This window comes from Virgibacillus salinus (genome assembly GCF_900102415.1).
Lineage (GTDB): Bacteria > Bacillota > Bacilli > Bacillales > Amphibacillaceae > Lentibacillus > Lentibacillus subterraneus.
On record NZ_FNKD01000005.1, the window covers coordinates 102,670 to 127,185 of the forward strand.

Here is a 24,516-nt window from a genome sequence, read left to right on the forward strand (position 1 = left end):
TGTAACACTATTTTGATTTTGCAAAAAATGACCCTGGAACATCTGCTTCAAACCGCATTAACTTACCTGACGTAGGGTGATTGAAGGACAATACCTTCGCATGAAGGCCAAGCCTCCTGATTTCATTCGTTTTGGAGCCATATTTTTTATCACCTACAACTGGGTTTCCCAGATCCTGCATATGAACGCGAATTTGATTTTTCCGCCCGGTTTCCAGCTGAATTTCAACTAATGAAAACTTTTTGTTCGATTGGATTACATTATAATGTGTAATTGCATGTTGTCCGTCATTCTTATTGGGGCTGGAATATACCAAATGTGTACTGCTTTCTTTCAGCCACGATGATATGTAGCCTTTCGATTTTTTTACTTCCCCTTCGACAAGTGCAACATATGTACGTTCTTTAACATTTTCCTTCCAGGCATCCTGCAAGGTCCGCTTAACTTTTTCATTTTTAGCGAACATCATAACTCCCGATGTATCCTTATCAAGACGATGTACAACAAATATTCGATTTGCGGGATCTTCACGGCGCACATACTCCATCAATTGATGGTGCGCAGTTCGTTCCTTTTCTTTTTCGGTGGCAATAGAAAGTAAACCAGCCTCTTTGTTGATGACGATGATATCTTCATCTTCATGAACAATATTCATGCCAATTAGTGCACTCTCTTTAACAGAAGCTTTATTTTTTAAGATGGTTACTTCCTGTCCTGGGTTCAGTTCATAATTGTATTGTGTTTCCATATGTTCATCAACTGTTATCTGACCGCGCGCAAGGATTGACTTAACTGAGTTCCGGCTGCGGTTGGGCATGACTTTTATCAGAAATTTTAAAAGCTCAATAGGCTCCTCAACTGTATATACAATTGATTTTCCGTTTTTCGTGGTTTGGTGGTTTTTGGGCATGGACAATTGCTCCTCTATGTAATTTATATCTAATCTTCATCCTTCACATCGGGGTCTTCCGGAAGTGGTTCATTCAGGTAATCTTGAATCATTTTTTTATAATTATCCATTTGCTCTAGATGTGTACTAAATTGATCCTTGTTAATAAGGTATCTATCTCCATCATAAACAGAACGTATACGACCTTGCAGTACAAACGTTTTGACTTTTGATTCTTCAATTGATAAATATTCAGCTGTTTCCTGGATGGTTAAGTACATATTATTAGTTCCCTTTTTTCAGTAGTTTATTTTTGATTAATCTTTTCATAGGGTATATTGAGGTCGTTCATCCAATCGAAAATGGCTTCCTTTGCATCACTTTGTTCAAAGGTATACCATTCAATTCATCTTCAATACCAAGTTCAATAACCTTGTCCTTGAAATTTCGAAATGGCTTTCTACGGTTCAGTACATCAATCAATTTCTCAGCTACAGCGGGTTCCTGTTTTTCTGCAAATCTATCCATTGAATCATATGCTTCATTTGATGTAATTTGTGGAATTGGTAAAAGATTATCAGTTGCGTCCTCGTCATCCCAGTCAATCCCTGGTTCTCCTGTTAATGATTCAGGAGCATCCATTAGAACTTGTCCTTTATTTGTGTCCAATACATAGTTTATTTCAAAGTCGTTATGCAAATACGCATTCGTTGATTAAATCCATGCTCTCTTCTCCTAACCCTCCAGCACATCGTGATATTCAGGCGTTTTCTCCATTTTATCTTTGGCATATGAGCATGTTGGGTCAATTTTCTTTCCCTCTTCTCTAGCATATGTAACAACTTTATCAACTAGCTTCCCTGCGAGACCTTGTCCACGAAGCTCATCTGATACATACGTATGGTCAACTATTAATACATTATCACCTGATGGCTCAAATGTGATTTCACCTAATGGGTTCTGTTCATCTTTGCCAACATAAAATTTGTTATTACCTTTTTTAATTTCAGTCATTAATTAGCCTCCTTTGAATTATGTTCCTGTCGTACCGATTGCTTCTTTTTTTTAAAATTATTAAAAAGTATATCTACCTTATTAAATGCCCACTGAAGTGCTAAACCTTGTATTGCAATCCCTATTATAGATATTCCTGTTAAAATCCAAATTGAAACCTGACCCTCGATTTCAAAGACACGATGACCGAAAAAAAGTAAATATCCCAATATTACATACAATGCATCATAGTATGCGACAATCGAGCTTTCCAAGTTCCAAATAATGAAGGATGCTGCAATCATTAATGAAAGAAGTATTGATACAATTAGTGATTTGGATTGAAAAGTAAGCTTTTCGGCATATGGCACAATGTAGTACTTGGCAATAGTTTTGATCCGAAATAAGTAGATGACCCTTACCACCCTGGCAACCTGGAAAAACTGATCCAATGGGATAATCGCTATCAGAAGAAATGGATTTTGTTTAATGAAGTCCCACTTTTTCTTTGCAGTCAGTAATCGAAAGAAGAAGTCAATAAAAAAGACACCCCATACAATCCAATTGATTGTTGAACTGTATGTGTTTTCAGTCCATAGTGTAATGATTGTCAGCATAACGAGCAGAATCATAATACTCTCATATACTATTTTCGCCATTTTCTGCATAACATATCCCTCTTCTAAATTCCTCTTAACCTATTATATTAGAAAAAGCGAAGAAGTGTAACCTTGACAACTTTATGATGACAAACCTAAGGTCAATTAAAGGAACAAAGGCGCAAGCGCCTGTTCAGTGCCGTATGGACTGGACTGACCCGTGTGAGATAAAGGATACACGAAGAGCGTAAGCGATTCGATGTTGACTTATCGTAGACACGGGGAGGGAAGTCCAATAGGCGCTTGGCGCTGGAGCTGGACGTGGCTGATTCTGGAGTCCAGTTATCCACAGCACTTAAATATTATAGTTTCCGAAACTATAAAAAACTTCGATAAACTCCAGTAATACTGGGTGCTTATCGAAGCAGGAACTCAGCGCAAACATGTTGAAGCCGGAAAATAAACTGAATCAGAATTGCTGTACCGCTCGTCCAATCCTAATTGCTGGCATTTTTTATAATGCTTGAAACCAATTTCTGAAACTTCCAGTGTCTTACAAATAGTATCTAAAGGATATTGACTCTGAAGAGCATCAATCGCTTGATATCTTTCTTCAATACTATGATGAGACATGCCAATAAACTTTTTTAGTATGTCTAATTCCGACGATAATTCCTCAATTAATTTATCCGGTGATGCTGAACTTTGCTCTCTATAAGGATGACCAAAATTACGATCGAATGCAGAGGCACCTTCCTTGTGGTACTTCTTAATCCACACATAAATATTATCTCTATGACGAATTCCTAAATCGTTCAGCACTGCCTGAACAGGCTCATCTTTATCAAGTACACGCCTAACTGCCTCAAGTTTAGTTTTCTTTGTATACCGCTGATACTTTGGCTGCTTTCCCATAGCCTCTACCTCCATACTGTATATGTACTTTGTCCGTTCATATACTCATTGTAGCGCGTATGGTATGCAAATAATTGTGTAGCTAAGAATTATTAGCCAAACCATGGAACAGTAGCGATAATCATGATGATAAAGATAATCATTAAATAATTCACGGAGTACAGAAACATTTTATTAGCCCAATTTAAATCGTCCTTGGTAAAAAAACCGCTAATTCCAAGTATCAGCCACCCAATATTTAACAGGGTTGCGATCACCATAAACGTTGTTCCCAATGAGGCAAGATAAAATGGTAACGGAAGTAAGCAGGCAATATAGATAACTGTTTGCCGTTTAGTAATAGCGAGTCCATGTACCACCGGAAGCATTGCCACCCCTGCAGCCTTATATTCGTCATATTTCCGTATGGCGATGACAAACGTATGGGGGATTTGCCAGATAAATAAGATAAGAAACATGATAATCGGAACAGTATGATTAGCAGGCTCTAATGCAGCCCAGCCTATTAAAGGTGTTACTGCGCCAGATACACTTCCAATTACAGTATTAAGCGTATATTTACGCTTGGACCATATCGTGTAGAGAAACACATAAATAAACCAGCCAATGAAAGCATATAAAGCTGCTTCTATCGTTGTGAACAATAACAGGATTAAACCAACTACGGAAAAAATAATTCCCATTGTCAAAACAGCTTTTAACGAAAGATTTCCAGTTACTGTAGGGCGGTTCTTTGTTCTTTCCATTATCGTATCAATATCAACATCGTACCAATTATTGAGGATAAGTGCGCCAGCCATCACGCATGTACTGCCAGCCATTGTTAACAGGAACAAGTCCCAACTTGCAGTAAAGGTCGAGTTAGTAAAATAAAGAGCAAGCCAGAACCCAGCAAAAACAGGGAGTACATTAAAAATTAATACTACCGCCTTAAAAAGTTCTTTTAAATCAGACAGAAAAGTATTGGGATTTTGTTGAGGCGATATAACAGTTTTCTCATCTTTCTTCATTTACATTTTCCTCCCAATCCTTCAATTACATCTAATCCATTTTAACATTTATCATACCCAATCACATGGATGAAAACTAGTAATACAGTTATACCTTTAGAATACTTGTCTTATCACCTTAATAGTGAAAGCCTTAATCGCACTTATACATTAAGAATGCTAAAAAACAGACAGGTAATCTGTCTGTTTTACAGTGTTAATTGTATTAGACCCTATTATTATCTGTCATATCTATCAAGCATTTTTTTGCAGGTTAATACACAGCTGCTGATAGGCGTCCGATTCGTGATTTAACCCTTTATCCCGATAGGCTTTAGATAACCATTGAAGTGGTTTTGGTTGAGTAGGCTTAAGCTCCATTTCCCAGCTAAAGCATTCAATTGCCTTATCCAACAGATTAAACTCATAATACAACTCTCCAAGAGTCTGCATTTGATCCAAATCATCACTTAGCCTTTCCATGGTATCAATTTTTCTAATTATCTCCAGATTTCCATGATTTTCTTTGAATGGTTTTAATAAACTCTTAATATATGCTACTTCATGGTTTTCCAATAACGAGACAACGTATTTATTAAGAAGTTTTTCAGCTTTTTCAGGGGATACGTTAATAACTGATTCCAATATAGTATTAAGCATTTCTGGATGTGAAGAATATGTTCTTGAATCAAGATGTTCAAGCAGTTCTCCAAAGGTTTGAATCTGAGCATTACTTAGTTTGAAATCACGATTCTGCATCATATGGAAGACTTTTTCAATTTGGTGGGTTTTTACATATTTATTAAATAAATCTTGCTGTAGTGGAAGAAAGGCTGGTAACTGATTGTCTAAACGTTCTAAAATGAATTCCGCTTCATTTTCGTTTAAATACTGCTCCAGTAAATTTGCCAGAGACCTGTAGTAGTCAGTTGCAGGGGATATTGATAATTTGTAACAATACAAGGCAACCATATCAGTCCATCGTGATTCTTTTTCCAAATGGGTGATTAGCTGCTGGAACCGTTGATCATCATCTTTCTTGGAATAAAGAACTTTTTCAGCAAAGATTAAATCCTTCGCTAACAGCTCATCTGATTGGTTGTTATACTGGTCATCATATTTTTTAAAAATAGGATCATTGGAGACCTGTGTCACGAAACTGTGCTTCGGTGCAAAATCCATTAAAATACGAATAATCTGATAGCCCAGGAAGCCTTGGCCGTTACGGCGATAAACATAAAATATTGATTTGATCTCTTCAAATAGATGTTTTTTTGGAATAAATGATTCAAAGAAGGTAAGTATAAACGCTTTTTCTTGCGGAGTATAGTTTGTTTCGAGTTTCTTTAGCAATGGCTTAAAACCGATGATTTTACATGGGTGATTGGATGAAAGCAGCTTGTTGATAAACGGGTGTGGGGCGTTATAAACAATTCCTTTTGTAAATGCTCGCTCGATGAATGATTGTCGACGAAGCCGCTTGGCTTTTGCTGCAGTGAGGAAATTGTTTTTATAAAAGAACAGGTAATACATCTCATTGTTCTCACTAATCGCTTCGATAATTTCACTTTGCATATACAACGAAATTCTTTCTGGCTGCACTCGGACCTGTTTCTGCTGATCATAAATTAAAAATTGACCCATATCCATATCGCACACTCCCTAATCGCTTTCTCTAATTATAACATATGAAGACAGGTTCGTCGTCCCAGGCTAATGAACGGGACATAGGGGACAGGTTTATTGTCCCAGATTGCTACTATCTTTATAAGACAGACGCAGCTAGAACATAATAGGCGACCATCCTTTAGGACAATCGCCTGTTAATTTTATTTTTTGCCATCGTTTAATTTTTCGACTTCTTCAGGGCTAGCCATTTTTGTTGACCCTTTATAACGAAGACCAACATCCCGATCTGATTCCACGCGTCCGCTTTGTTTCAGCTTTTTTTCTTGACGGTCTCTTCCCATTATTAAGCACCTCCTATACTTAAAATGAGAATAGTGATGAAGATTTATTCATACCGAGAATATTATTTAGCACACAAAAATCAGTACTGTTTTTTCCTTCTATTCTCTGAAACCATCTCAGTAGCCATATCATACATTCTCTCAACACCCTTTTCAGAAACTTCAAAGTTAAATGCATTTTGTTCAACAATTCCAATATTATTTGCTTCTTTTGCAGCATCAATATTGGCACCCATAAAAATAAATTCCCAGCTATATTTATCCTGTTGGTGTTTTATTAGTTCTTTAACTTTCTTATAGGAAAACTCACGGCTCGCATTTTCCATGCCATCAGTTGTAATAACAACTATAACATTGTCTGGTTGCTGCTCTTCACGGGCTCTCGATAACCTGTAACCCACATCCAAAATTGTCTTTCCCACTGCATCCAATAACGCTGTCGTCCCTCTTACATAATACTCGCTCTCTGTAAGCCTTACACTATTAGCATCAACACCATTCCATAATACTTCATATTTGTCATCAAACAGAACTGAAGTTAGAATCGTTTCCCCCTCAAGTTGGCACTGCTTATCAATGAAAGCATTAAACCCACCAATAGTATCACTTTCAAGCCCCGCCATTGACCCACTTCTATCCAACAGGAAAATAATTTCTGTTACAGTCTTATTCATATTTATCATCTCCTCAAATTTTTAATCTGTTATAATATTAACTGTGATTATCCGTGTTTTGGTCGCCTGATAAGCGACATATTTGGGAGGTGGACAATGTGCTTGATGAAAAGTTTTTTCTGGAAATGCAGAAGTATGTAGAGAATCATATAGGTATAATTCCAGTTGATGTTTGTGAATCCTCTGAGAAGGTTGACTACAGTATTCATAAAGAAATAGAACTTGTTGAATTAAAAGACTTTATTGAAGATAACCGTAAGCCTACACTCAAAGAAGTATTGTTTAACTTAATTGATGAAAAAGATACTAGTGACTCTGACATATACAAAAAGGCCGGAATTGATCGCAGGCATTTTTCAAAAATACGATCTAATTCTGATTACCAGGTTGGAAAAAACACCGTTATTGCCCTTGCTTTAGCTCTTGAACTGAATAAAGAAAAAACCGACAAGCTACTAAGCTCTGCCGGCTACTCATTGTCTGAAAGTGATACCTACGATTTAGTTATTCAATTCTGTATTGAGAAAAAGGTATTCAATATCCACGATGTAAATCAGGCGTTAGACTATTTTAGTTTAAAACCATTAACGGGTTTGCACTCCTAGGAAGGGACTAGAGAAATGGCCTTATTTACGGAAGATGGACAAAAACCTATCCAAAGTTCCTTTAGGTTTTGTCATCGATTTTTCTAAACGTTTGTTAAAATCACTTTGTAATCGCCATTCTTTTTTCTGTTCGTCCCGCATATTCTGTATCTCTTTTTGTAAGAATTCGCTTTTTTCTTTTTCTTGTTGCAGCAATGACTCATAGTGGCTATTCTGTTGTTCAGTTAATTTCTCAATTCGAGCAGTTTTTTGTGCCGAGTTTCCGATACCAGAACTTATAACGTGATGATCTTGCTGGAGCTGGGAAACCGTAGTTTTAAGTTGAGACATATCGTTTGTCAGTTGGACATTCATTTCACGTGTGGCTGCTAGTTCATTAGCTAAAAACATTAAAGACTCTTTTAATTGATTGAGATCTTGGGGTGAATTATCAGTTGTATCAGATATCGTTATCTCTGTTTCATTGAATCCTTCTAATCTTAATTTTTGTTGATTTACAAGATATGTAGCTGTTACGTCTAAGGGCTTGTCCGTATCGCGTATCGCTATAAGCGATTCGATGTCAGATCGAACGAAAATCCGCCGATCGCCATCTTTAAAAAACTCGTATCCATTACGCTCTAGTACTTGACCATACTTTCTAACAGTGGGTGTCGCAATTCCCAGCTCGTCTGCTACTTCTTTGGTAGTATAAGATCGTTCATTTGGCTGTATATCATGTCGCATATCGGATCTCCTTTCTATTAAAATATGTGGGTTTTCGATAAGTTCACAAGTTGTATCGCCCGGCGATATGAAACGCACAAACGGGCAGACCAATACTATTTTTGATGAATTTAATAAAGACTTATCTTGTCTTATCTAAGATTCTAAATCGCTCCAAATCCCATTTTTTACGTCCATATCGCATAGCGCTATAAGCGATACGAAGATATCCAATCCCCAATATATTGCTCTTAAATTTAACCGAAATTTCTAGCAGGAAGGATTCCCCCCACTCCTTAGAAAGGTAATTACAACTCATTCTAGTTTGTATATATCATGTCATATATTGAATCTCCTTAACTATTAAATATGAAGGATTTTTGATAAATTTGCAAGTATATCGCCTAACGATATGGAGGGACAAGAGGGACAGGTTCATCGTCCCAGATTGTTATTTTCGATTGTATTTAACATATCATATATCGGATTCCTTATCTTTATTTAATATGAAGTATTCGAAAAGTGTGTGTATCATATCGCCCGGCGATACGACACATAAATAGAGTTAACTAGCACATTTTCTTGAGGAATTATTAAAATCAATCTTGTGTTGTCCAATAGTTGAAATCTTCCCTCACCTGTGTTTTAAAAAAGACATGCTGTCCATATCGCGTGCCGCTATATGCAAACACGATGAGGGATAAGAGGGATAGGTTCATCCTCCAAGCTTGTTATTTTCGGATGTATCTATCATGTCATATATCGGATTCCCTTATCTGTTAAATTATGAAGTTTTCGAAGAGTTGGCGTACCATATCGCCCGGCAATACGACACACATAAATAGAGTCAACTACCTCATTTTATTTAGGAAGAAATCTTGTTTTGTCCAAGTATCAGATCTTCTTGTAACTGGGGGTTACAGAAGATATGCTAGCCCATATCGCGTGTCGCTATAAGCGATACGATGAGTGACAGGTTCATCATCCGAGATTGTTACTTTCGAGTGTATCTATCAAAGTCACATATCGGATTCCCTTATCTATTAGATTATGAGGTTTTCGAAGAGTTGGCGTATCATATCGCCCGGCGATACAACACGCATAAAACGAGTCAACACGCATGTTTTTATTTAGGAAGAAATCTTGTTTTGTCCAAGTATCAGATCCTCTTGCATCTGGGGGTTACAGAAGATATGCTAGCCCATATCGCGTGTCGCTATAAGCAAATACGATAAGGGATAAGAAGCATAGGTTCATCCTCCCAGATGTTATATTCGGATGTATCTATCATGTCATATATCGGATTCCTATCTTTTAAGATATGAAGTTTTCGAAGAGTAGGTGTATCATATCGCGTGGCGATACGACACACATAAAACGAGTTAACCGCACGTTTTTATAGGAACATCGGAAGTGTCCAGTCCGCCCCGCACCAGGCTGTACAAAGGATACGCCCGTCCATATCGCGTATCGCTATAAGCATACGGTAAGGGATAAGAGTGACAGGTTCATCGTCCCAGGTTATGGTTTTGGAAGGTGTTTACCCCCTTCCCAGATGTCCATTCCTTACCACAGCACTTTTTTACTTTTTGCAACTTCCACATATACATGGATCATTACGACCAGCTTTGATATTCTTTCTTATCAAAATCACATTTGACTCCTTGTCACTCCCTAAAGATTCAGACTGTTCTACTGGAAATAAATCGCTAGGTAATTATTTCGAAACTCTTTTAACATTCTATCCATTTATTTATCACCTGGGATTTTTTAATACCGACCCTTCTTCACTCACTGCTATATGTTCACTTAAAATCATGTTCAGCTTCTCTTTCATTTCATCTGTGGTTACAATACAGCTTATAAAATAGAATTTTGTCTTAATCCTCAATTCATATCTATTATTAAGCTCTTTTGATGATCCATAGTATCTATGGTTTAAATCAATAGGGAGAAATTGAAACGACTTTACTTTTTTCCAAGTAACAAAGCGACTTCCACAAAGTACACCGTCACCAATTACCGCAAACAAGTTTATAAAACTATATGAATTGATAAGAAGGATAGTCATCAATGGATAGAAAGACCAATTAATCCCATCTAAAAATACTCCTAAGAAAAACATGACTATCACAAACACGAGATTAAGAGAGTAAGCAATGATTCCTATCTTTTGTTCAGAATATATCGGGAAATTCACTACTTTTTGAGGGTATTTTCTAATGGAAGCAATCTCTTCATTGGTTGTTGGTAAAATAATGTCTTGCCTCATTTTTATCATGACTTGAATAAACTTGTAGCTATAGTACCCAATAACAATTAAAAGTAATATATCAATAAATAACTTCAAACAAATCACCTCTTTGCTATGTAACGAACTATAAAGGACAAGAGGGACAGGTTCATCGTCCCAGATTGTTGTTTTAAAAGGGATATACCCCTGCCCCCATGTCTCAATGTTTTTTTCAATCAGTATATTCAAAAATCATCTTTTTACTTTTTAATTCTTCACCGCCTTTGATAACCCTTTCTCCATTAACCGATAAATTACGTTTCATATACTCATCATTCTAAGAATCGAGTGAAGCAAATATCTTTTCATATGCTGTTCTAAATTATTTATGCAGCTTTTAAAGTAGGGCTCATTAGTGTACTAATTTCCAGATGATTTACAGTAAGTTTTTCTCACTCTGAGCCCCCGTCGCCTCAGCATTTTTTCGTTCAAAGTTATCGAGCAATGCACGCACTTCATCTGTTGACTCTGTACTCATTAATTGATTTCTCAACTCACCAGCCCCTGGAATCCCACGGACATATACCTTGAAAAATCGACGAAGAGGCTTGATCTGCCGTGGTTCTAATTTTGAATATTTATCATGAAAATCCAGATGCAACCTTAAGAGATCAAGTAATTCCTTACTACTATGATCTTTTGGCTGCTTCTCAAAAGCAAATGGATTTTTAAAAATACCACGCCCGATCATAACCCCATCGACACCGTATTCATGAGCGAGCTTCAAGCCAGTTTGTCGATCAGGAATATCCCCATTGATTGTCAAAAGTGTATCTGGTGCCACCTGGTCACGAAGTTTCTTAATCTCCGGGATTAGTTCCCAATGAGCATCTACATCACTCATTTCCTTTTTTGTACGCAGATGAATAGAAAGATTAACAATATCTTGTTTCAAGATGTGTGTTAGCCAGTCGTGCCATTCGTCTACATCAGTGTAACCAAGCCTTGTCTTCACACTTACGGGCAATCCTCCCGCTTTTGCTGCTTGTACTATATCTGCAGCAACTTCTGGACGACGAATTAGGCCACATCCCTTCCCCTTCTTTGCCACATTATGCACAGGGCAGCCCATATTGATATCTACACCCCTAAACCCTTGTTTTGCCATACCAATACTCATTTGCCGAAAGTATTCAGGCTTATCTCCCCAAATATGGGCTACAATTGGTTGTTCATCCTCTGTAAAAGTCAAACGCCCACGCACACTCTGGATCCCCTCTGGGTGACAATAACTATCTGTATTTGTAAACTCTGTAAAAAACACATCAGGTCTGGCTGCCGCGCTTACTACGTGGCGAAAAACAACATCCGTCACATCTTCCATTGGTGCCAGTATAAAAAACGGTCGTGGTAAATCACGCCAAAAATTATCTACCATATCTTAATTCAAATCCTCTCACTATGGAATACTAGGTCAAACGCTTATTCCAAAATTAAAAAGCAAAAAAGCCCCTGCTTCTTTTACACTTATATCATGTTTAAGCACTTTATATCAAACTGATCAGAAATGTTTATTTTTACAAGGTACTGTATATTTTAACTAGACACTCGCTGTACACCCGAAATAAACTTTTCCGAATCTCCATCTCAAACCCTCATTCCACCTTTGGAGTTAAAATAGAGTTTTCCGATCACCCCCCATTTTTTCAATTATACCTATATAACATAAAAAATCAGCAAAAAATAAAGAGCCACTAAGAAGGCTCTTCATTAAGGAGGTTTGAATTCATTTTCAAGTTTATAGTGGTATCATGGTTTAGTAATAGAAGGATGCACCGACGATAATTAAAAGGATAAATAGTACGACAATTAACACAAAGCTGTCATTATATCCACATTTACTCATAAAGAGTCACCCCCTTTAAAAGTTGATAAAACATATTATTCGAATTTTTACTTTTCGTTTGGGCATACACAATGATCTTATTCTTTATAGATCTCTGCTTTAAAGCAAAAACTTCATCACGCATATCAGTGTTAATTTTCTCATAGTTCAACACATAGCCAATATCCAAAAATAATTCACTAGTAAAGTCAGAGTTCAATTCTTATAAACAACTACAACTACTATAAATGTGCCTTTTCCACCCTCTTCGTCCCTCTGTCACAGTCAACAACATACTCTCAAACTTAACTGATCAGGGGTAATTTTCCAGAAAAAAGTGTTCAATTCTATCAAGCGAAACTGTTCAATGTAGTCTTGCAGTTACAAGCTGTCAATCATGATGCAAAAGCAGTGTATCAAAAGTATATCGGCTGGATAAATTACTACCTGAAGAATCAGCCAAGAAATATGTGGAATATGTGGGTGAAGAGGGACTTGTTATAGAGAAAGCTAAGCAGGATTTCAGGAACGGAGAATATCAATGGATAACAGAGGTTACAAAACAGGTTATTTATGCAAGTCCAACTACGCTATGGTATTCTTCCGGCTAAAGGTTCGATTATTACTGAAGATGTATTAAATAATCTATCACTAGCGTATGTGATCTACTTACTTAGTATTCGAACACTCTAATATTAATATTATCCGGTTGGATGATTATATGAACATATAGTAAATATTGACTATTCACTCTAGTAGATATACGATTAATGTAATACATAACCATTAGTGCAATAGTTTGTATTTAAAACTGGAAAAGAATTCATATCATCCTGATTTATTTATCTTATAGGAGAGCAAATTACATAAAGGATTGATGGTATTGAATACTAGAAGTGAAGCAATAGAGAAGATAAAACATTTTCTATAGTCTGACGAAACATATTGCTTAGTTACAGGAACGATGAGAAACACCGACTCGTTTTGCAAGTACTCGCTAAATATTATAAAAATGGTAATTTTCTCTTTAGAACCAGTACCATTCCTAACGCTACTAATTTCTTAGAATCAAGTAAAAGACTTGCGCAAAGGATATTCATTGAAAGAGAACCGTCTCTATGTTGATATCATACAAAGAAGAACATGGTTAAAGACACCAAATCAAATAGATGTAGCTATCATTTATCCTCTAATGCCTTTGGAATAAGAATGGTTATTAACCGATATTATGGAGGATTTAAGGTTTAGACAAACACAAAAAGTATTCATCGTTAGTTCATTTGATACAGTTGATTTATCAAATCTTTCAGAGTATAGTCCTATTGAAGTCGCATATGATGTATTAGAAGAAGATCCAGACTATCATCAGCGTGTACTAGATAATTTAAACAAAAGAAGGCATTAATTTTTCCGTGTGGAGACATCCTTCTCATCTCCAGAGCTACTGTACTGTATTCTCTTCTTTTGATCGTGATTAAAAACTTTAAAGAAAACTTAAAAAGGTTCTATTCAACCCAACCATCATTGATCTCAGGTAAAAATGCCAAAGTTATATCAACATCGGTTAATAATTCAATACTTTTATTAAATACATATAAAGTTCATATGGTTAATATACAGTATAATTTTGGAGGCGATAACATTGGAAAGTACTGATTTTGCAAATAGGGAAAGCACTCACAAAATCATGAAAAAATGGGATTACGACAGGGAGAATATATTGATAAATATCCTGACTTATTTACTTTAGATAGGGTCTATGAACAAGACTTTGAAGAGTATGCAAATGTTGAACTAACTTTAATAGTAAATGAAACAAATGAAAACGCTATTAATTACTTATTAATGGAAAATCAGGTTATAGAGTATGAACATTTTACTAGAGACAATTATCATTTCTATAGGTTTTTCTATTCCATTAAACGTGGCTTTACTAATAATAACAAAGAGCGAAGATATGATTGGTTTGGAGCACTAGGTCCTGATAGCAATGACAACTCTATAAATATATCAAGATATAATTATATTATTGGATCAACACAAGTAGGAAAAATATTTGGCGACTCCAACTATCTATTGAAGGATAACTTTTATAAACTTGATAATGCTTGTTATCTGTCTTTAAACAATGGTAGAGAAATATATAGTTTAAAAGAATTCAGACGGAATGATTCTGGAGCCTCTCCAAAATATTACGAAGATTTACAGGGGATTTTTTGTTCAAAGTGGGAAGACAGTAAACACGAATTTTAAATCACAAAAATATAGAATGGGAATTGGAAAGGAATCTTTCTTGATTGAAACCAATTATAAACAGGGTTTAAGTTATATCCCAGATTTCTTTTTAAAGGAGGAGACTGAATGGAAGTTTTCTATTTTAGACTTGGGTGGGTAATAATATGAAGACAAAAAGGAATGGTGAAAATAAGGACCTGTTAATTTCGTTACAACAACTCATGGAAGACTTGGACGTTCCTGATTGGCTTCAGAGGAAGACGATCAAAATCCTCGAAATCAAAAAACAAATGATGACGGATGAAGTGTTATATCAGTACTTGGAGCAGTTAGGCAGATCAGAAACCAAGACACTTCCTGATGAATTAATGAATGAAGAATGGCTTCAGTCGGTGTATGCTTCTCACTCAAATTGGGTAGAAAAGGAAATCACCTTTCTTGAGGAGACGACCTATGAATCTTTCAATACACATCTAGTAACGACCCCACAATCTATCAAAGACATGACTGAGAATGCACAAAGGAGCTACATAGCTGTAAGTTCGTGTTTGTTTAATGTTTTCGCTCAAATAGATGATATTTTTTATCAAAAGAAAACAGTTAAGAGCCAAAGCAACGAGGGAAATCCTTCCATCCAAAGGAAACTTTTTCGTTTTTTAATAGCAGCGATTGGCTATCCCCTCATCATTTTCAGTTACATGTCTGCTATTGCTGCATTTACAACTTTTGACGAGGAAGGTCTGGTATTTTATTTTGTAATGCTTTTATTCATGGGAATGATACCATTTATAATTGGATTGTTCCTAGTTAGAGATGTTACACTGAAAAATTTCTATAAACATGCCATGTTTCGAATTTATTGTTATTTTGCGTTAGTGGTTCCATTTGGTTTATATATCTTTATCAATTTGATGGAATGGAAAGAAAATTTATTGGAGGAACCTGATTTCATATTTTTACGTCTTGTTTCTGATCAATGGGTAGGGGCACTTCAATCGTTGATCCTCGTCATCATTATACTGCTGGCAGGTCCTATTACCGTTTGGAGAAAAAACAGGAAAAAATTCCTTATATCTATTAGTATCTTTTTCCTCATGTTTGCCATATTGCAGTACGTCACGATTCATGATTATCAGGCTATTGGAAAAGATGGAGTGGTACAATCTGCCTTTGGTTCCAATCAGACTTATGACTGGAACAAGGTAGAATCGGTTTACTTATCTGGAAAAACAGATTTCCCTCCTTTAGCAGGAATTGCAAGAAGCAAAGAATTTAAATGGTCCTTCCAATTTGATATGGAGAATGGAGATACTGTTTCGTTTGAGTCATTTGGATACAGAGAAGGACCGATCGAGGACTCTCTAAAAATTAAAAATAAGATAAAAACGGAAAACATTCCGATGCAAATTGATTCATTAACGGAAGAAGATCGTGCGTTTGTAAAAATAGACATGGATTATCTTGAACCGGAATTAAAAGATAAATTTTTCAAGCTTTTTGAAATAGACAGCTTTTAATAGACATAGCGGCCGATTTGCATATTATTCTTTACTTGAGAGTACTTTTTGCGGATATAAACAGCGGTGATTTTTGCAGATGGATTGAACCACTTGTGCATATACGATAGTGTCTGACTATCAGCCTCTTTATCAGTTCGGGCAAGTGTTCAGACGTTTCAGCAAAACGTAATGTTCGTAGGATTGATTCTAGCTCTTTATACGTACGCATGAAGAATCACCTCCCTCCATAATTTCCATGTACTTAGTTAAATCTCTTGTGGGAGGTTTAATATCTAATAAATAAGATGATTCATGGTGAAGTGCTTGTATTTCTTGCACTGGTTTTACAGTTTTAACAGGGCGTTGTGCCATTAAATATTTTGTCATGTCTTGAAATTCAGAAGCGCTGTAAAGCTTTTGTTTTACACACAAAGCTTGTAGAATTCAAAAAACTCACTCCAGAGATTTTGCATAAGTTGATTGAAAAGAATGAAATTAAAGCAGATGGGACTCCGAGAATCTTTTATAGATTCTCGGACCCAACTGCATAATCTTTCACCCTTTCTATTAACGCACAGCACTCCACATGCCCTGTCTGTGGAAACATATCTACTGGCTGAACTACTTGTGTAGCATATCCTCTATCCTCCAGCACGCGTAAATCCCGTGCTAATGTTGATGGGTTGCAGGATACATACACAATTCGCTTTGGCTGCATTTCAGTCATTGCTTTAAGAAGTTCTTCATCACAGCCTTTTCGTGGTGGGTCAACGACGATGACATCCGGGTTTAATCCTTGCATCTTCCACCATGGCATGACCTTTTCTGCTTCACCAACGTAGAATTCTGCGTTCGTAATTCCGTTTAACTTGGCATTCTTTTTGGCATCGCTGATTGCTTCTGGCACAACTTCGACACCGTATACCTTCCTCGCTTTTTGGGCCATAAATAACGAGATCGTTCCAATACCGCAATAAGCATCAATTACAGTATCTTTTGTTCCAATGTCAGCATATTCTAATGCCTTATCATACAGTTTCCTGGTTTGTGCTGGGTTTACTTGATAAAATGATTTTGCTGAGATAGCAAAGGTGATTTCACCAATTTTATCGTGAATATATTCATCGCCCCAGATTACTTTTGATTTATCACCCATGATGACATTGGTCCTTTTATGATTAACATTATGAACGACAGATTTTATATGGGGAAACTCACTAGTAAGCTCCTTCACCAACTCATCCTGATGTGGCAATTTATCTGTCCGCGTTACAAGTACGACCATAATATCCTTTGTCTCTTCACCCGTCCTCACCATAATATGGCGAAGAACTCCGTTATGCTTTTGTTCGTTATAAGCTTTGATGCCAAGTCTATTGGCAATGTCTCTTACAGACTTCACAACGCCATTAATCACTTCGTTATGTGTAACACATGTTTCCGTGTTTTCGATAATCCGGTGGCTGCGTTTTTGATAAAATCCAGTTATGAGTTCACCGTTTTTTTCGCCAACTGGAATTTGCACTTTGTTTCGATAATGTAATGGATCATCCATGCCGATAATTGATTTTACTGGCACATGTTCAAGATGCGCAATTTTTTTCATCGCATTTTTCACTTGGTTTTGTTTCATTTCAAGCTGCAGCGAATAACTCATATGCTGAAGGCCACACCCATTGCAATGGACATGACAGACAGGTTCGATCCGGTCTGGACTTTCTTTGGTTAGTTCAAGTAATTTCCCGAAACCAAAATTTTTATTTGCCTTAACAACTTTTACTTTCCCTTCTTCTCCTGGTAAAGCCTGAGGGACAAATAATGGATAGCCATTAATTTTTCCGACACCATTCCCTTCATGGGTGAGATCCTCGAAGTTAAGCGTAATTGTTTCATTCTTTTCCACTGGTGCTGTGTGTTTAGCCATTGGTACCTTCCTTTACGTTCATGTATGTGATTATTATCTTATCATAACCTGATTGAATATTTACATTATAAAACCCTTGATGTTATCTATATACATCAAGGGCTAAGCATCTAACTTTTCTGTGATTCTACAAACTTATCCGGTACAAAAAACTCAATATGCTGTTGGAGATTCTTAAATTCCCCTGGCAACATTCCGCCAAACTCACCGTCTATATTTAACTGCATTTTTTCATCCGTATCGACTTTTACTTCTTTTGCCTTCACGTAAATTACATGGCTGTCTTCAAGGTGTGCACCGCGAAGGGCCAGGCTTGCAATTCGAATGAATTCTGCGAGGTTAGCTTTTTTCAAAATCAGCAAATCAAAATAACCATCGTCAAGCTTGGCATCTGGAGCAAGCTTCTCAAAGCCTGCAACCGAATTGGAGTTTGAAATTAGAAAAAGCATAATTTCTTCATCAACAATATTGCCGTCATATTCTATTTTTGCTCGTATCGGCTTCAAGGAAGGAAGCATCTCAATTCCCTTCATATAATAGGCCATCTGTCCGAGCATTGTTTTTAATTTGCTTGGAACTTCATACGTTAACTCAGTAAGTTTACCGCCACCTGCTATATTCATGAAGTATTGATCGTTTACGCGACCAATGTCCAGCAGCATCGATTGATCATACAAAATAACATCGACTGCTTTTTTGATATCGCGAGGGATACACAATGCCCTGGCAAAGTCATTTGTCGTTCCCATTGGGATAATCCCAAGCTTAGGGCGATATTCTTGTTCTGCCATTCCATTTATAACTTCATTAATAGTACCGTCACCGCCTGCAGCTACAATTAAGTCAAAGCCTCGTTCAACAGCAGTTCTCGCTGCGTTTATAGCATCACCCTCACTAGTTGTAGCGTGGGTGGATGTTTCATACCCAGCAACTTCAAAACGCTCTAATACGGGCGCTAATTCTTTTTTAAATGCTTCACGACCTGATGTTGGATTATAAATGATCCGGGCTGTCTTCATTGTGGATCCCTCCCCCCTGCTGTTCCAAACTAATCTATATTTAAAATACATCAACATTTATCATAGCCCTTTTTAGCAATTTTGAAAAGGGGTTTTACAGAATATTATAGACTACTGTCACCCATTTGACAGTAGTCTATATGCAAATCGTATTATCTTTTATCCATTTCGGCTGCAAGTATTTTGTTGACCATAGGTGGATTCGCCTGTCCTTTGGTAGCTTTCATTACCTGTCCAACGAGAAACCCTTTCGCACGTTCTTTACCGTTTTTGTAATCGATAATTGACTGCTCATTTTCATCGAGAATTTTTGTAATGATTTCAGTTAACTGACCTTCATCGGAAATTTGTACAAGACCTTTCTCTTTAACAATCTTTTCCGGGTCGCCACCATTTTCAACTAACTCCGCGAAAACTTTCTTGGCGATTTTTGACGAAATCGTTCCGTCCTCTATAAGCTTGATCATTTTGGCTAGTGATTCTGGTGTTAGGGCAAGTTCATTTAATTCTTTTGAATGTTTATTCATATAACCTGACACTTCGCCCATCAGCCAATTTGATGCTTGTTTAATATCAGCATTATGATCCACTGTTACCTGAAAGAAATCGGACATTTCCTTGGAATTCGTTAACACTTCAGCATCATATTCCGGTAATCCAAGCTCATCTATATAGCGCTTTTTACGTGCGCCTGGAAGCTCGGGAATCTCCTGGCGAATTCGTTCTTTCCATGCTTCATCAATATATAATGGTACAAGATCTGGCTCGGGAAAATAACGATAATCATCCGAACCTTCCTTAATACGCATTAGGACTGTTTCTTTTGATTTCTCATCATAACGGCGTGTTTCCTGTAAAATTTCACCACCAGCTAAAAGAACCTTTTCCTGACGTTTTTCTTCAAATTCCAGTCCTTTTTGTACAAAGTTAAAGGAATTCAGGTTTTTCAATTCTGATTTTGTGCCGAATTCCTCCTGCCCTATTGGACGGATGGATAAGTTGGCATCACACCTTAGTGATCCTTCTTCCATTTTACAGTCGGAGACACCGGTATATTGAATAATGTTTTTCAGTTTTTCCAAGTATGCATACGCTTCTTCTGGCGATTGCATATCTGGCTCGGACACAATTTCTACTAACGGGGTCCCCTGACGGTTAAAGTCAACCAGTGAATAGCCGTCATCCTGGTGATTTAATTTACCTGCATCCTCTTCAATATGAAGACGGGTAATTCCAATTCGTTTCTTTTCTCCATTTACTTCAATCTCAATCCAGCCGTTTTCACCGATTGGCTTATCAAACTGGGAAATTTGATATGCTTTTGGATTGTCCGGATAAAAATAGTTCTTACGGTCGAATTTTGTATCTGTTGCAATTTCACAATTAAGTGCAAGCGCAGCCTTCATAGCAAAATTTACCACTTCTTCATTTAATACGGGAAGAACACCGGGATACCCAAGATCAATTGGATTAACATTTGAATTCGGCTCTGCGCCAAATGCATTAGGACTTGGACTGAAAATTTTGGAGTCTGTTTTCAACTCAACGTGTACTTCTAGACCAATAACTGTTTCGAAATTCATTATTTTGCACCTCCCAGTTGAGGTCGTTTTGTGTGATGGTCTGTTACTTGTTCATATGCATACGCTGCACGATAAACGATGCTTTCGTCAAAATGCTTCCCTATAATTTGTAAGCCAAATGGAAGGCCGTTTTCCGAGAATCCACATGGTACAGAAATTCCGGGAACACCAGCAAGGTTTACTGGTATGGTCAGAATATCGTTTGCGTACATTGTTAATGGATCATCAACTTTTTCACCAATTTTAAAGGCAGGTGTTGGTGTTGTTGGTCCAATAACAACATCATAGTCTGCAAAAATCTTATCAAAGTCATTTTTGATTAATGTACGAACTTTTTGTGCTTTCTTATAATATGCATCATAGTAGCCTGAGCTTAATGCGAAAGTTCCAAGCATTATACGCCGTTTAACCTCTTCTCCAAACCCTTCACTACGGGAATTCTTGAACATATCAATCATATTATTGGAATTCTCCGATCGCACACCGTATCGTACACCATCGAAGCGTGCAAGGTTTGCAGATGCTTCTGATGAGGCTAATAAATAATAGGTTGCAACTGCATATTTAGAATGTGGTAATGATACTTCTTCCCACTCAGCGCCCAGGGATTCGTACACTTTCAACGCATTCATGACAGATTCTTTTACCTCAGGCTCAACACCTTCAGCAAGATATTCTTTTGGCACAGCGATTTTAAGACCTTTTACATCACCGGTCAGTGCCTTGGTGTATTCAGGAACATCAATATCAGCGCTGGTTGAATCCATCTTGTCATGACCAGAAATAACTTCCAGTACCCGTGCGTTATCTTCAACGTTTCGTGTGATTGGGCCGATTTGGTCCAGAGACGACGCAAATGCCACCAATCCAAACCGTGACACTCGTCCATATGTAGGCTTTAACCCAACAACTCCACAAAATGCGGCAGGCTGACGAATCGAACCACCTGTGTCAGAACCTAAAGAGAACAACACTTCTCCTGCAGCTACAGATGCTGCCGATCCGCCACTTGAACCACCTGGAACATGATCAGTGTTCCAAGGATTGCGAGTTGCCATGTAGCTGGAATTTTCATTTGATGAACCCATCGCGAATTCATCCATATTCAGCTTACCTATAGTTACAGCCTTTTCGTTATTCAGCTTTTCAACAACATTTGCATTGTAAAGCGGGTCATCAAAGTTTTTCAAAAATTGACTTCCACATGTGGTACGCAATCCTTTTGTTACAATATTATCCTTGATACCGCTTGGGATACCAAATAAACGCGCTGCAGTATCTGGAGCAGCATCCAATTGCTTTGCCTGACTGCGTGCATGCTCTTCATCCAATGTCAAAAAGGCCAGTACCTGATCATCGACCTCATTTATACGATCATACGACGTGTCAACCAGATCTTCTACTGAAATTTCTTTGTTATGTAGCATTGTTTCTAATTCTTTTATGCTATGGTCAAATAACGACATGCTGTTCCCTCCTTACTCCAAAATCGATGGTACACGAAAATAACCGTTCTGCTTATCAGGAGCATTCTTTAATGCATCCTCTTTTGATATCCATTCTTTAGGCTCGTCCTTGCGAAGAACATTTTTCAAATCCATAACATGCGTCGTAGGCTCCACACCTTCTGTATCCAATTCATTTAATTGTTCAGCATATTCTATGATTGAACTGAGCTGGTCCGTAAACAGATCTGCCTCATCTTCTGTAACTGCAAGTCTTGCTAAGTGGGCAACATGCTTTACTTGATCCTTTGAAATATCTGCCATAAATGACACCTCCATGAAAGGTAGTTTTTATTATTTTAATCGATTTTATATTTTAAAAGACACTATTGATAATAGCAGAAACCTTCTTGTGTAATCAACTAAACAGAAAAAACCACTTCCCTCATTAAGGAGGAAAGTGGCTTTTGACAGATCAATTATTCGTTAAATGTTGCTTCAGCCTTATCAAAATCAGCTTCAATTTCTGGTGAAGGCTTTCCTAATTTACTAACTAATACTGCAACAATTAAGTTGAGTATGAAACCAGGAACGATTTCATAGAGGTCGAATATTCCACCTTCTAAGAATTCACCCCAAACGATAACTGTAACAGCACCAACAATAATACCTGCTAATGCACCGTTTCGAGTAAAGTTTTTCCAGAATAGTGCTAGAATAACAGTTGGTCCGAATGCTGCACCAAATCCAGCCCATGCATAACTCACGAGCTCTAGTACAGAACTGTCTGGGTTCATAGCAATAAGAGCTGCGATTAGAGCAATTCCAAGCGTAGCGAATCTACCAATCCATACAAGTTCTTTGTCAGAAGCTTCACGACGGAAAAGAGCTCTGTAAACATCTTCTGCAACAGCAGATGATGATACTAACAACTGCGAGTCAATTGTACTCATAATAGCTGAAAGGATCGCAGCTAATAAAATACCCGCAATAATTGGGTTGAATAAAATTTGAGAAAATGCAATGAAGATTTTTTCTGGATCCTCAAGCATTTGGAAACCATTTTCAGTAATTACACTAATCCCAAATTCAGATAAAACGCCAACATCTTGTGTATGAATAAATGCCAAGCCGACAAAACCTGTAAATATTGCGCCATAAAGCCCAAGGATCATCCATGTCGTTCCTATAAAACGTGCTTTTGGAACATCCTTATGTGAACGCAATGCCATAAAACGGACAAGTATATGTGGCTGGCCAAAGTAACCAAGTCCCCAAGCTAGAGAAGATATTATTGCCATAATACCAACTCCTTGCACCATTGTTAAATGGTCAGGGCTGATTTGTCCTACTGCATTAACTGCAGTGCTCCAACCACCCATTTCATTAAGGGCAACAATTGGAACTAGAATTAGTGCTAGAAACATTAGAATACCTTGAATAAAGTCAGTCCAAGTAACAGCTAAGAAACCACCTAATAATGTATATGAAACTACCACTAATGTTCCTATCCATAATGCTGAGTTGTAAGATAACCCAAATGATGCTTCAAATAGTTTCGCTCCGGCCACCATTCCTGATGAAGTATAAAAAGTGAAGAATAATAAAATGACTAAAGCAGAGATAACGCGTAGTACGTGAGACTTGTCTTTAAAACGATTCTCTAAAAAGTCTGGAACTGTAATAGAGTCATTGGAAACCTCTGTATAAATACGTAGACGCTTCGCAACAAATTGCCAGTTTAAGTAAGCACCTATTGCCAACCCGACTGCAATCCACGCTGATCCCATCCCTGATGCATAAACAGCACCCGGTAGACCTAGTAGTAACCATCCACTCATATCTGAGGCACCCGCACTTAATGCTGCGACTCCTGGTCCAAGTGAACGCCCGCCTAGCACATAGTCAGATAAATCGTTTGTCATACGGTACATTACAATACCAATAACAAGCATACCTATTAAATAAACAATAAATGTAATCAGTGTTTCAAGACCCATCTACTTTTTCCTCCCTTCTGTGAACAATGTAATAATTGAAAGTAAAATCAAAATCGGCATAGGTATAAATAACCAAAGCCACGATGCACCTGAAATAGCGTATTCCATTGGCGCACTCCCCTTTCTGAATTTTTTTAATTGTGCTACATTTCAATAATAGCACAAATATAATACTTTCACACCACAATAATTTTTACAACAGTGCTAGGTTAATTCTAAACCTTTAGATAATTGTGTTATCTTTTCGATGTATTGCTATTATAGGACTTATAGAGCATTTTAAAATGTGAAAAAATTTCAGATTCATGGATTGCTAAATACATATTTTTTCTTAAATAGGAGGTAATTTGGAAT

Annotated in this window: 26 protein-coding genes; 5 read left to right on the plus strand and 21 right to left on the minus strand. The window is 37.2% G+C overall.

What is annotated here, in order from left to right; translation table 11 throughout:
- Nucleotides 1–7 precede the first annotated feature (7 nt).
- The 10 genes from BLS02_RS17645 to BLS02_RS17690 all read right to left on the minus strand — a co-directional run bounded on the left by BLS02_RS17645 (nt 8) and on the right by BLS02_RS17690 (nt 7,029).
- Nucleotides 8–910 carry an RluA family pseudouridine synthase gene (locus BLS02_RS17645; protein WP_092494345.1) on the minus strand — a complete coding sequence of 301 codons (903 nt, stop codon included), beginning with the start codon at nt 908–910 and terminating at the stop codon, nt 8–10.
- Between the two features lie 29 nt (nt 911–939).
- The gene (locus BLS02_RS17650; protein ID WP_092494346.1) at nt 940–1,170 is read right to left on the minus strand and encodes an excisionase family DNA-binding protein; all 231 of its coding nucleotides are present in this window, start codon (nt 1,168–1,170) and stop codon (nt 940–942) included.
- Nucleotides 1,171–1,237: 67 nt separating this feature from the next.
- The gene (locus tag BLS02_RS17655; protein WP_092494347.1) at nt 1,238–1,588 is read right to left on the minus strand and encodes a UPF0158 family protein; all 351 of its coding nucleotides are present in this window, start codon (nt 1,586–1,588) and stop codon (nt 1,238–1,240) included.
- Between the two features lie 36 nt (nt 1,589–1,624).
- Nucleotides 1,625–1,903: a GNAT family N-acetyltransferase gene (locus tag BLS02_RS17660; RefSeq protein WP_092494348.1), complete on the minus strand. Its 279-nt coding sequence runs from the start codon at nt 1,901–1,903 to the stop codon at nt 1,625–1,627.
- Nucleotides 1,903–2,550: a transporter gene (locus tag BLS02_RS17665; protein WP_092494349.1), complete on the minus strand. Its 648-nt coding sequence runs from the start codon at nt 2,548–2,550 to the stop codon at nt 1,903–1,905. The genes BLS02_RS17660 and BLS02_RS17665 overlap by 1 nt, the downstream gene beginning before the upstream one ends.
- Before the next feature lie 363 nt (nt 2,551–2,913).
- Nucleotides 2,914–3,396 carry a transposase gene (locus BLS02_RS17670; protein ID WP_175559527.1) on the minus strand — a complete coding sequence of 161 codons (483 nt, stop codon included), beginning with the start codon at nt 3,394–3,396 and terminating at the stop codon, nt 2,914–2,916.
- A gap of 92 nt (nt 3,397–3,488) precedes the next feature.
- On the minus strand, nt 3,489–4,406 hold the full coding sequence (gene cyoE / locus BLS02_RS17675) for a heme o synthase (protein ID WP_092494351.1): 918 nt from the start codon (nt 4,404–4,406) through the stop codon (nt 3,489–3,491).
- A 234-nt stretch (nt 4,407–4,640) separates the two neighbouring features.
- The gene (locus BLS02_RS17680; RefSeq protein WP_092494352.1) at nt 4,641–6,035 is read right to left on the minus strand and encodes a hypothetical protein; all 1,395 of its coding nucleotides are present in this window, start codon (nt 6,033–6,035) and stop codon (nt 4,641–4,643) included.
- Between the two features lie 179 nt (nt 6,036–6,214).
- A complete protein-coding gene (locus tag BLS02_RS17685; RefSeq protein WP_092494353.1) occupies nt 6,215–6,355 on the minus strand; it encodes a YpzI family protein in 141 nt (46 codons plus the stop codon).
- An 80-nt stretch (nt 6,356–6,435) separates the two neighbouring features.
- On the minus strand, nt 6,436–7,029 hold the full coding sequence (locus BLS02_RS17690; RefSeq protein ID WP_092494354.1) for a vWA domain-containing protein: 594 nt from the start codon (nt 7,027–7,029) through the stop codon (nt 6,436–6,438).
- 98 nt (nt 7,030–7,127) lie between these two features.
- Between BLS02_RS17690 and BLS02_RS17695 the strand changes: the two genes are divergently transcribed.
- Nucleotides 7,128–7,634 (plus strand): hypothetical protein, encoded by a 507-nt coding sequence (locus BLS02_RS17695; protein ID WP_092494355.1) that lies wholly within the window; start codon nt 7,128–7,130, stop codon nt 7,632–7,634.
- 21 nt (nt 7,635–7,655) lie between these two features.
- Here BLS02_RS17695 and BLS02_RS17700 read toward each other — a convergent pair whose 3' ends face one another.
- From BLS02_RS17700 to BLS02_RS18840, 5 genes are all read right to left on the minus strand, one after another.
- Nucleotides 7,656–8,360, minus strand: a complete 705-nt coding sequence (locus BLS02_RS17700; RefSeq protein ID WP_092494356.1) for a hypothetical protein — start codon at nt 8,358–8,360, stop codon at nt 7,656–7,658.
- Between the two features lie 1,735 nt (nt 8,361–10,095).
- The gene (locus BLS02_RS17705) at nt 10,096–10,689 is read right to left on the minus strand and encodes a hypothetical protein (RefSeq protein ID WP_139180813.1); all 594 of its coding nucleotides are present in this window, start codon (nt 10,687–10,689) and stop codon (nt 10,096–10,098) included.
- A 319-nt stretch (nt 10,690–11,008) separates the two neighbouring features.
- Nucleotides 11,009–12,010 (minus strand): tRNA dihydrouridine synthase, encoded by a 1,002-nt coding sequence (locus tag BLS02_RS17710; RefSeq protein WP_092494358.1) that lies wholly within the window; start codon nt 12,008–12,010, stop codon nt 11,009–11,011.
- 378 nt (nt 12,011–12,388) lie between these two features.
- A complete protein-coding gene (locus BLS02_RS17715) occupies nt 12,389–12,478 on the minus strand; it encodes a YjcZ family sporulation protein (RefSeq protein ID WP_092494359.1) in 90 nt (29 codons plus the stop codon).
- The gene (locus BLS02_RS18840) at nt 12,471–12,677 is read right to left on the minus strand and encodes a staygreen family protein (protein WP_139180814.1); all 207 of its coding nucleotides are present in this window, start codon (nt 12,675–12,677) and stop codon (nt 12,471–12,473) included. The genes BLS02_RS17715 and BLS02_RS18840 overlap by 8 nt, the downstream gene beginning before the upstream one ends.
- Nucleotides 12,678–12,936: 259 nt before the next feature.
- Between BLS02_RS18840 and BLS02_RS17720 the strand changes: the two genes are divergently transcribed.
- From BLS02_RS17720 to BLS02_RS17730, 4 genes are all read left to right on the plus strand, one after another.
- The gene (locus tag BLS02_RS17720; protein ID WP_254788812.1) at nt 12,937–13,068 is read left to right on the plus strand and encodes an alkyl sulfatase dimerization domain-containing protein; all 132 of its coding nucleotides are present in this window, start codon (nt 12,937–12,939) and stop codon (nt 13,066–13,068) included.
- Nucleotides 13,069–13,685: 617 nt separating this feature from the next.
- On the plus strand, nt 13,686–13,862 hold the full coding sequence (locus BLS02_RS19080) for a hypothetical protein (RefSeq protein WP_175559528.1): 177 nt from the start codon (nt 13,686–13,688) through the stop codon (nt 13,860–13,862).
- Nucleotides 13,863–14,152: 290 nt separating this feature from the next.
- Nucleotides 14,153–14,710, plus strand: a complete 558-nt coding sequence (locus tag BLS02_RS17725; protein WP_092494361.1) for a hypothetical protein — start codon at nt 14,153–14,155, stop codon at nt 14,708–14,710.
- 146 nt (nt 14,711–14,856) lie between these two features.
- The gene (locus tag BLS02_RS17730; protein WP_092494362.1) at nt 14,857–16,209 is read left to right on the plus strand and encodes a hypothetical protein; all 1,353 of its coding nucleotides are present in this window, start codon (nt 14,857–14,859) and stop codon (nt 16,207–16,209) included.
- 505 nt (nt 16,210–16,714) lie between these two features.
- Here BLS02_RS17730 and rlmD read toward each other — a convergent pair.
- From rlmD to putP, 6 genes are all read right to left on the minus strand, one after another.
- A complete protein-coding gene (gene rlmD, locus BLS02_RS17740; protein WP_092494364.1) occupies nt 16,715–18,115 on the minus strand; it encodes a 23S rRNA (uracil(1939)-C(5))-methyltransferase RlmD in 1,401 nt (466 codons plus the stop codon).
- A gap of 110 nt (nt 18,116–18,225) precedes the next feature.
- Complete coding sequence (locus BLS02_RS17745) at nt 18,226–19,134, minus strand: diacylglycerol kinase (RefSeq protein ID WP_092494365.1); 909 nt, start codon at nt 19,132–19,134, stop codon at nt 18,226–18,228.
- A 152-nt stretch (nt 19,135–19,286) separates the two neighbouring features.
- Nucleotides 19,287–20,717 carry an Asp-tRNA(Asn)/Glu-tRNA(Gln) amidotransferase subunit GatB gene (gatB, locus tag BLS02_RS17750; protein ID WP_092494366.1) on the minus strand — a complete coding sequence of 477 codons (1,431 nt, stop codon included), beginning with the start codon at nt 20,715–20,717 and terminating at the stop codon, nt 19,287–19,289.
- Nucleotides 20,717–22,183 (minus strand): Asp-tRNA(Asn)/Glu-tRNA(Gln) amidotransferase subunit GatA, encoded by a 1,467-nt coding sequence (gene gatA / locus BLS02_RS17755; protein ID WP_092494367.1) that lies wholly within the window; start codon nt 22,181–22,183, stop codon nt 20,717–20,719. The genes gatB and gatA overlap by 1 nt, the downstream gene beginning before the upstream one ends.
- A gap of 12 nt (nt 22,184–22,195) precedes the next feature.
- Nucleotides 22,196–22,486 (minus strand): Asp-tRNA(Asn)/Glu-tRNA(Gln) amidotransferase subunit GatC, encoded by a 291-nt coding sequence (gene gatC / locus BLS02_RS17760; protein WP_092494368.1) that lies wholly within the window; start codon nt 22,484–22,486, stop codon nt 22,196–22,198.
- Nucleotides 22,487–22,641: 155 nt separating this feature from the next.
- Nucleotides 22,642–24,162 carry a sodium/proline symporter PutP gene (gene putP / locus BLS02_RS17765; RefSeq protein WP_092494369.1) on the minus strand — a complete coding sequence of 507 codons (1,521 nt, stop codon included), beginning with the start codon at nt 24,160–24,162 and terminating at the stop codon, nt 22,642–22,644.
- Nucleotides 24,163–24,516 lie beyond the last annotated feature (354 nt).